The sequence below is a fragment of the Micromonospora parathelypteridis genome (assembly GCF_014201145.1).
Lineage (GTDB): Bacteria > Actinomycetota > Actinomycetes > Mycobacteriales > Micromonosporaceae > Micromonospora > Micromonospora parathelypteridis.
In genome coordinates this window covers 3,230,893-3,243,169 of record NZ_JACHDP010000001.1, presented here as the reverse complement: position 1 = coordinate 3,243,169, position 12,277 = coordinate 3,230,893, and the positions used below count along the sequence as shown (strand labels likewise).

Genomic DNA, 12,277 nt, shown 5'->3' with positions numbered 1-12,277 from the left:
AATGCATGTCGCTAGGCTCCTGGCACCCCCTCCTCCCGGATTGGAGTCAGCGATGACCTCACGACTCAATCGGCTCGCGGTCGCGTTCCTCGCGACGGCACTCACCACCCTCGGCTTGACGGTCGCCAACCCCTCGCCCGCGTCCGCCGCCATGACCATCTGCTACAACACCAGCCAGGCGGGAAGCTACGCCAGCACCGCCAACTCGGCCGCCTCGATCTGGAACAACGCCACGTCGAACCTGACGCTCTCGGCGAACTGCGGTTCCAACCTCCGGATCTACCGGATCACCGGCGGCGGCTCGTACGCCGTGCGGACCAGCCTCGGCAACGGCCGGGTCTACATCGACACCCAGCAGGCGGCGCAGTACAGCGTGCTGCGGATCATGACCCACGAGATCGGGCACATCCTCGGCCTGCCGGACAACTACAACGGGAACTGCTCGCTCCTGATGTCCGGCGGCAGCGCCGGCACCAGCTGCACCAACGCGTATCCGAGCACCGCCGAGGCGAACCGGGTGACCAACCTCTTCGCCGGCACGTTCAGTGCCACCGACCGCAGCGCGGACATCTTCCGCGACAGCTGGCCGAGTGTGCTCACCCCGGTGAGCTGATCGACCTGGCACGTGGAAGGGGCCGGCGCACGCGCCGGCCCCTTCGTCGCGTCCTCAGCTCGGCATCGGCGTCAGTCGGGTCCGCGGGCCCGCGCGCAGCACGCCGGACGGGAGCTTCTTGCCGAGCAGTTCCTCGGCCAGCTCCGCCACCTCGATGAGGGCCGCCAGGTCGATGCCGGTGTCGATGCCCATGTCGTGCAGCATGTGCACGGCCTCCTCGGTCGCCAGGTTGCCGCTCGCCCCCGGCGCGTACGGGCAGCCGCCCAGGCCACCGACGCTGGCGTCGAACTCGGTCACCCCCAACTCCAGCGCGGTCAACAGGTTGGCCAGCGCCGTACCCCGCGTGTTGTGGAAGTGCAGCAGGACCGGGACGTGCGCGTTGCGGTCGCGGACCGCGGTCAGCAGCTCACGGACCCGGCGCGGTGTGCCCATGCCGGTGGTGTCGCCGAACGCGACCCGGTCGGCGCCGTCGCGGACCACCCGGTCCACGATCCCGGCCACCCGCTTCGGGTCGATGTCCCCCTCGTACGGGCAGCCGAAGCTGGTCGCCACGATCACCTCGACCCGAGCGGAGGCGCCGTGCAGCAGGTCGATCAGCTCCGCGATGTCGTCCAGTGACTCGTCGGTGGACCGGTTGACGTTGCGCCGGTTGTGCGTGTCGCTGGCCGAGACGACCACTTCGATCTCGGTGAACCCGGCGGCGAGCGCCCGCTGGGCACCCCGGGTGTTCGGCACCAGTGCCGAATAACGCACGCCGTCCGCCTTCACCGCTCGCTGCCACACGTCGTCGGCGTCGGCCATCTGCGGAATCGCCAACGGATGCACGAACGACACCGCCTCGATCCGGCGTACGCCGGTGGCGGAGAGCGCGTCGAGCAGCCGCACCTTGGCGTCGGCCGGGATCGGGTCCTCGTTCTGCAGCCCGTCCCGCGGCCCGACCTCGCGTATGGAGACGAAATCCGGCAGGTCCGCCATAAGGGGTCACCTCACTGTGACGTAGTGCTGTGCTGGGGTTCCCCCAGCATGCCACTCCCGCCACCAGAGCCGTTGATCAGCGCATACGGGAGACGATGCCCGTGTCGTAGGCGCCCGAGCGGAACTCGGCATTGTCCAGCAGCTCGGCGAAGAAGGGGACGTTGTTCTTCGGGCCCTCGATCTGGAACGCGGCCACCGCCGCCTTCGCGCGTTCGAGCACCTCGTCCCGGGTGGCGCCGGTGATGATCAGCTTGGCCAGCAGGCTGTCGTAGAACTGGGTCACGGTGTTGCCCTCGGTGTAGCCGGAGTCCACCCGCACACCGTCACCCGTCGGTTCCACCCAGGTCCTGATCACGCCGGGCCCGGGGAAGAAGCGCTTCGGGTCCTCCGCGTTGATCCGCATCTCGATGGCGTGCCCGCGCGGGACCAGCGCGTCCGGGTCGAAGGTCGGGGCGAGCCCGGCCGCCACCCGCAACTGCTCCTCGACCAGGTCGACGCCGTAGACGTACTCGGTCACCGGGTGCTCCACCTGCAGTCGCGTGTTCATCTCCAGGAAAAAGAACTCGCCGGAGGCTGGGTCGAGCAGGCACTCCACGGTGCCCGCGTTGCGGTAGCCGACCGCCTCACCAGCGCGCACCGCCGCCGCCAGGAGGCGAGACCGCAGCTCCGGCGACACCGCCGGCGAAGGGGACTCCTCGACCAGCTTCTGGTTGCGCCGCTGCACCGAGCACTCCCGCTCGCCGAGCGCCACCACCCGGCCGTCGGCCAGGCCGAGGATCTGCACCTCGACGTGACGCACCCGGGGGAAGTACCGCTCGAGCAGCACCGAGCCGTCGCCGAACATCCGCTCGGCGAACGTGCGCACCTTGTCGTACTCGGTGCGCAGCGCGGCCTCGTCGACGGCCACGCCCATGCCCATGCCGCCGCCACCGGCCGCGGCCTTGACCATCACCGGGTAGCCGATCTCGGCGGCGGCCGTCACCGCCGCGTCCAGGTCGGCGGCCGGGTCGGTGGTGCCGGGCGCGACCGGAACGCCGGCCGCGGCCATCAGGTTCCGGGCATTGATCTTGTCGCCCATCGCGGTGATCGCGTCCGCGCCGGGCCCGACCCAGATCAGGCCGCTCGACTCGACGGTACGGGCGAACTCGGCGTTCTCCGACAGGAAGCCGTACCCGGGGTGGATGGCCTGCGCACCTGTCGACTTCGCGGCGGCGATGATCGCCTCGGTGTTGCGGTAGCTCTGCGCCGGGTTCGGCGGGCCGATGAGGACCGCCTCGTCGGCCTCGGCGACGAACGGCAGGTCGGCGTCGGCCTCCGAGTACACCGCGATCGCGCGGATGCCGAGCCGCTTGGCGGTACGGATGATCCGGCGGGCGATCTCGCCCCGATTGGCGACCAGCAGTGACTCGATCATGTTTCCTCCCGGCGTCCGGATGTTGGGACGGTGGTTAGGGAATCACGACCGGCAGACTTCTGACGAGTCGGGCTCAGGCGAGCAGCGCGGCCAGGGTTGCGTCGCGCAGCAACTCGGCGCGGCGTCGCCGGTCCACCTCGCCACCGAGGAACGGGGTCGAGTTCATCAGGCCGAACGCGGCGTGCGCGAGCACCCGCGCCTCACCGTCGGGCATACCTGGGTGCAGCGCGGTCAGCACGGTGACCCATTCCTCGACGTAGAGGCGTTGCAGGCGACGGATCCGCCGCCGCGGCTCCTCCGGCAGGCGGTCCAGCTCGTGCAGGTGCAACGCGATCACCGCCGGGTTGGCCAGCGCGAACTCGACGTGGAAGTCGATCAGCGACTCCAGCACACCGCGCGGGTCGTCCGGGTGCCCGGCGGCGCGTTCCCGCCCGCCGGCCAGCAAACCCTCGCTCACCGGGATCAGAGCGGCGGCCAGCATCGCCTCCTTGCCGGCGAAGTGGTGGTAGAGCGCCGGACCGGTGACACCGGCCGCTGCGCCGATGTCGTCCATCGACACACCGTGATAGCCGCGCGCGGCGAACAGACCGACCGCGATCTCCAGGATTTCGTCCTTGCGGGATCTGCGCCGGCCCGCACCCGCCGCACCCCGTGCCTGCTGCTCCACCGTCACCGGGCAAGCGTAGACCGCGAACTGCCTGCGATGGAGTGGCGGTTAGCGAGGGGTTGGCACATCGCACGGCTTGACCCTCGACCCGGTCGAACCTGCACGGTCACCCGATGACCTCCTCCGCTCTCGGCCGGGACTTCCGGCTGCTCTGGTCCGCCGCCGTCTCGTCGCGGTTCGGGGACGCGCTGCGTACGCCGGCACTGGCCCTGTTGGCCGCGACGGTGACCCGCGACCCCCGGATCATCGCGGCGATCACCGTGGCCGGCCAGCTGCCGCCGTTGCTCTTCGGCCTGCTCGGCGGCGTGTACGCGGACCGCTGGGACCGTCGTCGGACGATGGCCCTGGTCGACGGGGTACGCGCCGCCGTGGTGGCGGCGCTGGCCGTGACGATCGCCCTGAACCGGGTCAGCGTTGCGGTGCTGCTGGTGACGGCGTTCCTGCTCGCCGCGCTGGGCACCCTCTTCGACTCCGCCTCGTTCGCGCTGCTCCCCGCGCTGGTGCCGCTGGACGCGCTGCCCCGGGCGAACGGCCGACTTCAGGCGGGCGCCGCGGTGGCCGGTGGTTTCCTCGGGGCACCCGCCGCCGGTGTCCTCTTCGCCGTCGCCCCGGCTCTCCCGTTCGCTGTCGACGCCCTCACCTTCGCCGCGGCCGCCCTGTTCGTGCTGGCCCTGGCGCCGACCCCCGTCGCGGGCGCGAACTCGCGGCCCGCCGTGCGGCGCGGGTCGGTGTGGAGCGAGATCGCCGAAGGGCTGCGCTGGTTGCGGGCACACCGGACCCTGTGGCGGGTGACCCTGCTCGCCGCCGCGAGCAACCTGGCGATCAGCGGGATCATGGCGGTGCTGGTGCTCTACGCGTTGGATGTGCTGCGGGTGCCGCCCGCCGGATACGGGCTGTTCGCCGCCGCCGCCATCGTCGGCGGGGTGGCGGGGGCTCTCGGCGCGAGTCGGCTCGCCGCCCGGCTCGGCACGGTGCGGGCGCTGCGCGCGGTGCTCGCCGTGGAGACCGTGGCGCTGGCGGGGTTCGCGCTTGCCCGGGATCCGGTGCCGGGCGGCTTCGCACTGGCCGTCTTCGCCGCCGGCACCGTGGTGTGGAACAGCCTGTGTGCGTCGTACGGGCAGCGGCACGTGCCGGCCGGGCTGCTCGGCCGGGTGGGTGCGGCCCAGCGGATGGTCGGTCTGCTCACCGCACCGGTCGGGGCGGCGCTCGCCGGGCTGGCCGCCGCCGCCTACGGCACGGTGCCGGTAGCAGGCGCGGCGGCGGGCACGTTCGCGCTGGTCACCCTGGCCGCCTGGCGGGCACTGCGGCCGGCTGCGGCCGGCGTGCTGAACGCCACCGGCGCCGCCTAGGGCGCGGGCAGCGGCCGGGTGCGGGCTGCGCGCCCGTCGGGTTGGTGTGTCAGATCACGGCGAGCCGGTTCACCAGCAGCTCCACCCTCGCCTCGGTGTCCTCCGGCGGCAGGCGTCCCGCTCGGGTCAGGGTGGCCAGCCCGTGCAGGGCCGCCCAGAACAGTTCGGTGAACAGTCCCGGGTGGACGCCGTCCCCGGCGACTTCACCGAGGGTTTCCAGCAGGGCGGCGAAGGCGTCCTTGAGAGGTTCCGGGGTGTCCTCGTTGGCGAAGGCCAGGCCGCCGTCGAGCTCGAACATGGCGTCGTAGACCGCCGGGTTGCGTGCGGCGAATGCGAGGTAGGCCCGGGCAAGGGCGGTGACCCGGGCGCGAGGTCCGTCGGCGGCGGAGGTCGCGGCCCGCAGCGCCACGGCCATCTCGGCGGCGCCGTCGAGGGCGACGGCGCCGATGATCTCGCGCTTGCCACGGAAGTGGCTGTAGAGGACGGGCTGGCTGTATTCGATGCGCTCGGCCAGCCGGCGGGTGGTGACCGCGTCCCAGCCCTGCTGCTCGGCGAGTTCGCGGGCTGTCGCCACGATGAGGCGTTCGCGCTCCGCCCGTTCGCGTTGCTTGCGTTCCTGTACCGACATGAGTGGATTCTAGCACCGCTAGACAACCGAGCGAGAGCAATGCTAGCGTCGCACCATCAGCTAGCGACGCTAGATTGTAGGAAGGGTCATCATGTTCAACGCGCTCGAGGTGTTCACCACCGTGCTTGTCGGCGTGCTGGTGGGGGTGGAGTTCTCCGTCGCTTTCGTCATCAACCGGATCCTCAACGCGCTCCCGGATGACAGTGGCCAACTCGGCCGCGCCCACGGGGGCCGGATGCTCGGTGCCGTGATGCCGTTCTGGTACATCACCTCGCTCGCCCTCGTCGCGGTCTGGGCCATCGCCAGATGGGACCAGCACGGCAACGGCCTCACCGTCACCGCCGGCGCGCTGCTGGCCCTCAGCGTGATCATGTCGATCCTGCTGCTCGTCCCGATCAACAACCGGGGCAAGACGTGGACCCCGGAGAACAGGCCCGCGGACTGGAAGCAGCAGATGAACCGCTGGGACCGCCTCCACTACGTCCGCGTCGCCGTCATCATCGCCGCCTTCGCCCTGTTGGTCGCCGCCCTCACCTGAGCCCGCAGGCCGACACCGCGCCCGGCGCACGTGGCCTAGCGCGGTGTCGGTTCCCGATGGGACAGCCCGGACAGGCGCAGCGCGACCTTCCGGCGGGCTGGCGGCAGTGCGCCGAGCAGGCGGAGCAGCACATCCCGGGCCGGACGGCCGGCGGGGGAGACGGCAGCCAGCCGGGTCAGCCCGGCGGCGAAGCTCAGCACGTCCTCGGCCATCGGCCGCTGCCGGGCGGTGTAGTCGTCGAGCAGCGATTCCGGACCTCCGTCGAGCACGTCCGCCACGGCGGTGCCCAGGGCAACCGCGTCGCAGATGCCGAGGTTCATGCCCTGCCCGCCAGCCGGGCTGTGCACGTGCCCGGCGTCCCCGGCCAGCAGCACCGGCCCGGCTCGGAAGGTGTCGGCGAGCCGGTGGTGCACCCGGAATCGGGAGCCCCAGAGCACCTCGGTCACCCGGCCGGGGCGTCGCGCCGGGCCACGCTCGTCGAGCAGCGTCTGGAGGTACGCCACGTCCGGTGCGGGCGGGGCCACCGCCACGGCGGCTACCAGCCGGACCACGCCGTCGGGAAGCGGCGCCCAGACCAGCGGCCCGGAGCGGGCAAGGAAGAGCGCCACCTCCTCGTCGGGCAGGGCGCTGTCCACCCGCACGTCGGCGAGCACGAAGGACTCCGCGTCGCTGAGTCCGTTGAAGGCGATGCCGGCCGCCTGCCGCACGGTGCTGTGCAGGCCGTCGGCACCGACCACGTAGCGGGCGCGCAGCAGCGCCTCACCGTCGACCTGCGCGAGGACCCCGTCAGCAGTCACATCCAGCCCGGTCAGCCGGCACGGCCGCCGCACCTGGACGCCGAGGTCGGCCAACCGCTCGGTGAGCACCTCCTCGGTGACCGACTGGGAGACCAGCAGCGCGTAGGGGAAGCGGGACGGCAGCTCGTGGAACGGCACCGACAGCAACACCCGGTCCCGGTCACGAACGGTGAAGCGCGGCGACCGCACTCCCTGGGCCACCAGCGGCGCCGCGGCGCCGATCCCGTCCAGCACCTCCAGGGTGTACGCGTGCACCACCGCCGCGCGGGAGGTCGTCGGCGGCTCGGCCAGTTGGTCCAGCACGGTCACCTCGACCCCGCGTCGGGCCAGCGTCAGCGCGGTGGCGAGACCGGTGGGGCCGGCGCCCACCACCAGGACGTCGGTGCTCGTGCGCAGCATGTCCACACCTCCAGATCAATGCCAACGCTTGTTGGCAAACACTTGTTGGCAACGCTAAGGCGCTGCTGATTGTGTGTCAACAGTTGTTGGCATACGGTCGTCGACATGACAGCGTCCGCCCAGCCGACCCATCCGCGCCGCTCCGACGCCACCCGCGCGGCGATCCTGCGAGCCGCCCGGGAACGGTTCGCGGCGGACGGATACGAGCGCGCCACGATCCGGGCCATCGCCGCCGACGCCCAGATCGACCCGTCAATGGTCATGCGCTACTACGGCAGCAAAGAGGGGCTCTTCGCGGCGGCCGCCGAGTTCGACCTACGCCTGCCCGATCTGGAGGCGGTGCCGCCCACTCACCTCGGCGAGGTGCTGGTCCGGCATTTCCTCGCCCGCTGGGAAGGCGACGAGACGCTCGTGGCGTTGCTTCGCGCCGCCAGCACCAATCCGGGCGCGGCCGAACGCATGCGCGGCATCTTCGCCGACCAGCTCACCGCCGCTGTGGCCGTGTTCGGCACCGACCCGGCGATGACCGCCCGCCGTGCCGGCCTGGTGGCCAGTCAGATCCTCGGCCTCGCCTTCACCCGGTACATCATCCGCCTACCACCCATGGTGGACACACCACCCGAGGAGCTGGTCTCCTGGATCGCACCGACGCTGCAGCGCTACCTCACCGGGACGCCGGAGAGCTGACCCAACCTTTTGCCCCTCCCCGTGCGTCTGCCAGGTGACGCGTAACGCGACGGCCGGGAGGGGGGCGAATGGCACCGACGGGGAACGACGGCCGCGACGGCTACCTCGCCTTCGTGGAGAGCCACCAACACCGGCTGCTCCGCGCGGCCTACCTGATCTGTGGCAACCGGCACCAAGCCGAAGATCTTCTCCAGGACGCCCTGCTCAAGCTGGCGCTGCGCTGGACCTCGGTCCGGGACGGCGATCCCTCCGCGTACGTGCGGGCCATCCTCTACCGGGACGCGGTGTCGTGGTGGCGTCGACGGCGGCGGGAATGGCTCAGCGCTTCCCCGCCGGAGCAGGTGGCCCACGACCGGGACGGCGCGTTGCGGCTGACACTGCACGACGCGCTCGGCATGCTGCCGCCACGGCAGCGGGCAGTCCTGGTGCTGCGCTACTACGAGGACCTGACCGAGGTCGCCACCGCCGAGGCGCTCGGGGTGACCGTCGGCACCGTGAAAAGCCAGTGTCATGCCGCGCTGCGTCGGCTCCGCGAGGTGGCCCCGGATCTCGCCCGCGACGCCCGACCGGGCCAGGGCGCGGCCGATCTGACCACCGGCCTGGAGGTGAACCCGTGAACGAGCAGGACCTGCGCCAACTGCTGACCGTCAGCGTCGAGGACGTTCTGCCCAGCCAGCCGGCCACAGCTGGTTGGGAGCGGGCCCGACGTACCCGGCGTACCCGACGGGCCGTCGGCGCGGTCGCCCTGGCCGTGGCACTGGTCGGCGGTGGCACGGTGGCGGCTCTGCGACCGCCCGCCAATCCGCCCCCGGAAATTCCGGTGGCGCCGACCCGGACCGCCGTACCCACCCACGCCGCACCCGTGCAACGGCCCCCCGCCGAGCTGACCTTCCCGCCCGATCCGCTGGCCCGGCTCAGCGGCCCGGCGACCGTGCGGCTCTCCGAGCGACCGGTCGAGCGGGCGCTGGCGCTGTTTCAGCCGTTGGACGAGGAGCTCCACGCGAACGGACCGATTCGCGTGCTCGGCAATGACGGCGTGGTGCGCAGTCTCGATGTGGTGACGCTCGCGCCCACCCGGGACGCGGGCGGCAACCAGGCGGCCGCGGTGAAGCCCGGGGTGCTGTCGCCGGACGGTCGGTCAGCCGCATTCGCGCAGACCAACGAGTTGATCATGGTCGACCTCACCACCGCGGGCGTGCGTCGGATCCCCCTCGACGGCTACCTGGAACTGGTGGTCTGGGCGAACGACCGGGTGCTGGTCGGCGGCGACGACCGGACGTACGCGGTGGACCGGGTCACCGGGGCCGCCAGCACGATCGACGTGTCGGCCTGGGTCGTGGCCGCACCGGACCCGGCGGCCGGCCGCGAGGCAGCCCTGATCGAGATGGTCGGGGAGCGGAGCGGCCTCAAGCTGCGCAGTCGGACCGCCCGCGAGGGCACGACCCGCTCCGAACAACCGATCACCAGCTCGGCGCTGCCCTCGCCGTATCAGATCAACGAGTTCTACGGCCGCGGCTGGCTGCACGGCGGACGCGTGGCCAGCGCGGCGTGGATCACCAGCGGCGAGATCGACGGTGCCGAGGGGGTGGCCGTGCTGGACGCCCGCACCGGCGCGGTGGCGCACGTGCTCGACCTGGGCCGGGACCGGAGCAAAGGCTGCTGCCCCGTGCTGGGCTGGGACAACAAGGGTGCCGTGCTGCTCCAGCTGGCCCCGGCCGCCGTGGCGCGATGGGACCCGGAGACCGGCGAGATCACCGGCGTGGTCCGCGACCTGCGCGGGATGGTGGCGCTCGCCGGCTGAGCACCGTTCCCGCGCGGCCGTGGTCGCGCGGGAACGGTTGGGGCTGCTCAGGCGGCGAGGCCGCAGAGCAGTCAGGCGGCGAGGCCGCAGAGCAGTCAGGCGGCGAGGCCGCAGAGCAGTCAGGCGGCGAGGCCGCCGGGCTGCTCGCCCTTGACGACGGGGGCTCGGACCAGGTTGCCCCACTCGGTCCACGAGCCGTCGTAGTTGCGCACCTGCGGGTAGCCCAGCAGGTGCCGCAGCACGAACCAGGTGTGACTGGACCGCTCACCGATCCGGCAGTACGCGACTACGTCGTCGTCCGGGCTGAGCCCGAGCTGGTCAGCGTAGATCGCCCGCAGCTCGTCGAACGTCTTGAACGTGCCGTCCTCATTTGCGGCGGACTTCCACGGCTTGCTGACCGCGCCCGGGATGTGCCCACCACGCAGCGCACCCTCCTGCGGGTAGTCCGGCATGTGCAGCATCTCGCCGGTGTACTCACCCGGCGACCGGACGTCGACCAGCGGACGACCAGCGGCGATGTGCGCCATGACCTGCTCACGGTAGGCCCGCAGCGGCGCGTCGTCGCGCAGTGGCACCGGGTAGTCGGCGCGGGGGCGAGCCGGCTTGTCGCGGGTCACCCCGCGCCCCTCGGCGATCCACTTCTGCCGGCCGCCGTCGAGCAGCCGCACGTCGGCGTGGCCGAAGAGCGAGAACACCCAGAGGGCGTACGCGGCCCACCAGTTGAAGTTGTCGCCGTAGAAGACGATCGTGTCGCCCCGGCCGATGCCCTTCGCGGCGCACAACTCGGCGAAGCTCTTGGCATCCAGGTAGTCCCGGGTCACCTGGTCGTTCAGTTCCAGGTGCCAGTCGACCTTGACAGCACCGGGGATGTGACCGGATTCGTAGAGCAGCACGTCCTCGTCGGACTCCACGACGACGAGGCCCTCGTCGCCCAGGTGCTCGGCCAGCCATTCGGTGGTCACCAAGCGCCGCGGGTCCGCGTACGACTGGAGGCGGGGATCAGGATCGTTCGGCACAGACATGATCCCCAAACTACGCCGCAACGCGACCGGACGGCCCGCCATCGAGGATCGGGGGCCGCAGATGTGGCGTGGGGAACGCAACCGGGGCCCCCATATCCGGCAGAGTGCTCCGGAGGCAGTGACGGTCAGGCGCGGCGGTGGGCGATCCGGCCGGCGACCACGGTCACCAGGCACGCGCCGTCGGCACCATGGACAGCAAGGTCGGCCCGCCCGCCCGCAAGCAGCGTCGGCGGCACGGCTGTGGACAGCACCAGCAGGTCGCCTCTCTCGACGGCGGCCCGCAGCGCCGGATCGGCGAGGTGCTCCACCAACACCGCCGTCACCCCGTTGCGCAGCAGGGCGTGCACCCGCTCACGCGGGGTGGGCGCCGCCGGCAGCGGGCCGTCGTGCAGCAGACCCGGCCCCAGCGTGCCGGGCCAACGACGGACCCGAACGCCCGCGTACGCCTCAGCCAACTCAGCCAGCGGGCCGACGGCCTGGACCCGGTCGCCGCCGACCAGCACGGCGTGCTCCGGCACCGGCTCGCCGTCAGGGGTGAGCCGCAGCAGCGGAGCGGTGTGCAGGGTGAGCACGCTCAGTCGACGATCGGCCCGAGCAGCGGACGCTTCGCCGTCACCGTGTCGCCGGACGACCGACCGGTCAGCCGCCGCTTCACCCAGGGTGCGAGGTGCTGACCGGCCCAGCGCACGTCGGCGGCACGGGCGGCCAACCACGGCGACGGCGTCGGGTGCGGCGGGACCATCAGCCACTCCTCGTCGCACCCGACCCCGAGGGCGTTCAACACCTGCCCCGCAACCCGTCGGTGGCCAGCCGGGGACAGGTGCAGCCGGTCGGTGCTCCAGAGCATCGGGTTGAGGAACGTGTCGTCGGCGTACAGGTCGACCATGATCGCGCCGTGGCGTTCCGCGGTCTCGCCGACCGCCTGGTTGAGCAACTGCACCCGAGGGGCGACGAGGCGCTGGCCGGGCAGTCGGGCCATCACGTCGGCGAACCGGAAGAGCAGCACGTCGGCGCCGCCGGAACGCAGTTGCCGGACCACCTCGTCGAAGCGGGCAACCAGCGTGTCCGGGTCGAAGGTGCGGCGCAGCACGTCGTTGCCTCCGGCCGCGAAGCTGATCAGGTCGGGCTTCATCGCCACCGCCGCCGGCACCTGCTCGGCGACCACCCCGGGGAAGAGGCGGCCCCGGATGGCGAGGTTCGCGTACCGGAAGTCAGGGCCCGCCTCGACGGCGAGCCGGGTCGCCACCAGGTCGGCCCAGCCCCGGTAGGTGCCGTCCGGGTACGCGTCATCCATGCCCTCGGTGAAACTGTCCCCGACCGCGACAAAACTGCGCCAGCCCACCCGCGTTCCCCTTACGCCGTTCGTTGCCTGCGGCTACCAGTCTTT

General features: G+C 71.9%; 14 protein-coding genes. 6 read left to right on the top strand and 8 right to left on the bottom strand.

The features are described 5' to 3' along the window. The first annotated feature begins 52 nt into the window (after positions 1-52). Positions 53-613: a snapalysin family zinc-dependent metalloprotease gene (locus HNR20_RS14510; RefSeq protein WP_184180144.1), complete on the top strand. Its 561-nt coding sequence runs from the start codon at positions 53-55 to the stop codon at positions 611-613. Between the two features lie 54 nt (positions 614-667). On the opposite strand, the gene HNR20_RS14505 is transcribed toward HNR20_RS14510, so the two are convergent. From HNR20_RS14505 to HNR20_RS14495, 3 genes are all read right to left on the bottom strand, one after another. Beyond that, positions 668-1,588 (bottom strand): hydroxymethylglutaryl-CoA lyase, encoded by a 921-nt coding sequence (locus tag HNR20_RS14505; protein ID WP_184180141.1) that lies wholly within the window; start codon positions 1,586-1,588, stop codon positions 668-670. A 76-nt stretch (positions 1,589-1,664) separates the two neighbouring features. Beyond that, positions 1,665-3,002 (bottom strand): acetyl-CoA carboxylase biotin carboxylase subunit, encoded by a 1,338-nt coding sequence (locus tag HNR20_RS14500; protein ID WP_184180138.1) that lies wholly within the window; start codon positions 3,000-3,002, stop codon positions 1,665-1,667. Positions 3,003-3,075: 73 nt separating this feature from the next. Further along, the gene (locus HNR20_RS14495) at positions 3,076-3,675 is read right to left on the bottom strand and encodes a TetR/AcrR family transcriptional regulator (RefSeq protein WP_184180135.1); all 600 of its coding nucleotides are present in this window, start codon (positions 3,673-3,675) and stop codon (positions 3,076-3,078) included. A gap of 107 nt (positions 3,676-3,782) precedes the next feature. Between HNR20_RS14495 and HNR20_RS14490 the strand changes: the two genes are divergently transcribed. After that, positions 3,783-5,018 carry an MFS transporter gene (locus HNR20_RS14490; RefSeq protein WP_184180132.1) on the top strand — a complete coding sequence of 412 codons (1,236 nt, stop codon included), beginning with the start codon at positions 3,783-3,785 and terminating at the stop codon, positions 5,016-5,018. 49 nt (positions 5,019-5,067) lie between these two features. Here the strand turns inward: HNR20_RS14490 and HNR20_RS14485 are convergent, their stop codons facing one another. Then, on the bottom strand, positions 5,068-5,646 hold the full coding sequence (locus tag HNR20_RS14485) for a TetR/AcrR family transcriptional regulator (RefSeq protein ID WP_184180129.1): 579 nt from the start codon (positions 5,644-5,646) through the stop codon (positions 5,068-5,070). Between the two features lie 91 nt (positions 5,647-5,737). Between HNR20_RS14485 and HNR20_RS14480 the strand changes: the two genes are divergently transcribed. Next, on the top strand, positions 5,738-6,184 hold the full coding sequence (locus HNR20_RS14480; protein WP_184180125.1) for an anthrone oxygenase family protein: 447 nt from the start codon (positions 5,738-5,740) through the stop codon (positions 6,182-6,184). A gap of 35 nt (positions 6,185-6,219) precedes the next feature. Here the strand turns inward: HNR20_RS14480 and HNR20_RS14475 are convergent, their stop codons facing one another. Further along, the gene (locus tag HNR20_RS14475) at positions 6,220-7,380 is read right to left on the bottom strand and encodes an FAD-dependent oxidoreductase (RefSeq protein WP_184180122.1); all 1,161 of its coding nucleotides are present in this window, start codon (positions 7,378-7,380) and stop codon (positions 6,220-6,222) included. A 105-nt stretch (positions 7,381-7,485) separates the two neighbouring features. On the opposite strand from HNR20_RS14475, the gene HNR20_RS14470 reads away from it, so the two are divergent. The 3 genes from HNR20_RS14470 to HNR20_RS14460 all read left to right on the top strand — a co-directional run bounded on the left by HNR20_RS14470 (position 7,486) and on the right by HNR20_RS14460 (position 9,868). After that, entirely contained in the window at positions 7,486-8,067 is a 582-nt protein-coding gene (locus HNR20_RS14470; RefSeq protein ID WP_184180119.1) for a TetR/AcrR family transcriptional regulator, read from the top strand. 68 nt (positions 8,068-8,135) lie between these two features. Beyond that, positions 8,136-8,684 carry a SigE family RNA polymerase sigma factor gene (locus HNR20_RS14465; RefSeq protein ID WP_184180116.1) on the top strand — a complete coding sequence of 183 codons (549 nt, stop codon included), beginning with the start codon at positions 8,136-8,138 and terminating at the stop codon, positions 8,682-8,684. Then, positions 8,681-9,868 (top strand): hypothetical protein, encoded by a 1,188-nt coding sequence (locus HNR20_RS14460; protein WP_184180113.1) that lies wholly within the window; start codon positions 8,681-8,683, stop codon positions 9,866-9,868. The genes HNR20_RS14465 and HNR20_RS14460 overlap by 4 nt, the downstream gene beginning before the upstream one ends. Before the next feature lie 119 nt (positions 9,869-9,987). On the opposite strand, the gene HNR20_RS14455 is transcribed toward HNR20_RS14460, so the two are convergent. The 3 genes from HNR20_RS14455 to HNR20_RS14445 form a co-directional block, all read right to left on the bottom strand. Continuing rightward, positions 9,988-10,890 (bottom strand): sulfurtransferase, encoded by a 903-nt coding sequence (locus HNR20_RS14455; protein WP_184180110.1) that lies wholly within the window; start codon positions 10,888-10,890, stop codon positions 9,988-9,990. Between the two features lie 125 nt (positions 10,891-11,015). Continuing rightward, entirely contained in the window at positions 11,016-11,462 is a 447-nt protein-coding gene (locus HNR20_RS14450; protein ID WP_184180107.1) for a hypothetical protein, read from the bottom strand. A 2-nt stretch (positions 11,463-11,464) separates the two neighbouring features. Then, entirely contained in the window at positions 11,465-12,232 is a 768-nt protein-coding gene (locus tag HNR20_RS14445) for an SGNH/GDSL hydrolase family protein (RefSeq protein ID WP_184180104.1), read from the bottom strand. Positions 12,233-12,277 lie beyond the last annotated feature (45 nt).

Bases quoted from the DNA above. Each gene is read 5' to 3' on its own strand.
- HNR20_RS14510 (WP_184180144.1), top strand. From the start codon at position 53: ATGACCTCACGACTCAATCGGCTCGCGGTCGCGTTCCTCGCGACGGCA.
- HNR20_RS14505 (WP_184180141.1), bottom strand. From the start codon at position 1,588: ATGGCGGACCTGCCGGATTTCGTCTCCATACGCGAGGTCGGGCCGCGG.
- HNR20_RS14500 (WP_184180138.1), bottom strand. From the start codon at position 3,002: ATGATCGAGTCACTGCTGGTCGCCAATCGGGGCGAGATCGCCCGCCGG.
- HNR20_RS14490 (WP_184180132.1), top strand. From the start codon at position 3,783: ATGACCTCCTCCGCTCTCGGCCGGGACTTCCGGCTGCTCTGGTCCGCC.
- HNR20_RS14485 (WP_184180129.1), bottom strand. From the start codon at position 5,646: ATGTCGGTACAGGAACGCAAGCAACGCGAACGGGCGGAGCGCGAACGC.
- HNR20_RS14480 (WP_184180125.1), top strand. From the start codon at position 5,738: ATGTTCAACGCGCTCGAGGTGTTCACCACCGTGCTTGTCGGCGTGCTG.
- HNR20_RS14475 (WP_184180122.1), bottom strand. From the start codon at position 7,380: ATGCTGCGCACGAGCACCGACGTCCTGGTGGTGGGCGCCGGCCCCACC.
- HNR20_RS14470 (WP_184180119.1), top strand. From the start codon at position 7,486: ATGACAGCGTCCGCCCAGCCGACCCATCCGCGCCGCTCCGACGCCACC.
- HNR20_RS14465 (WP_184180116.1), top strand. From the start codon at position 8,136: ATGGCACCGACGGGGAACGACGGCCGCGACGGCTACCTCGCCTTCGTG.
- HNR20_RS14455 (WP_184180110.1), bottom strand. From the start codon at position 10,890: ATGTCTGTGCCGAACGATCCTGATCCCCGCCTCCAGTCGTACGCGGAC.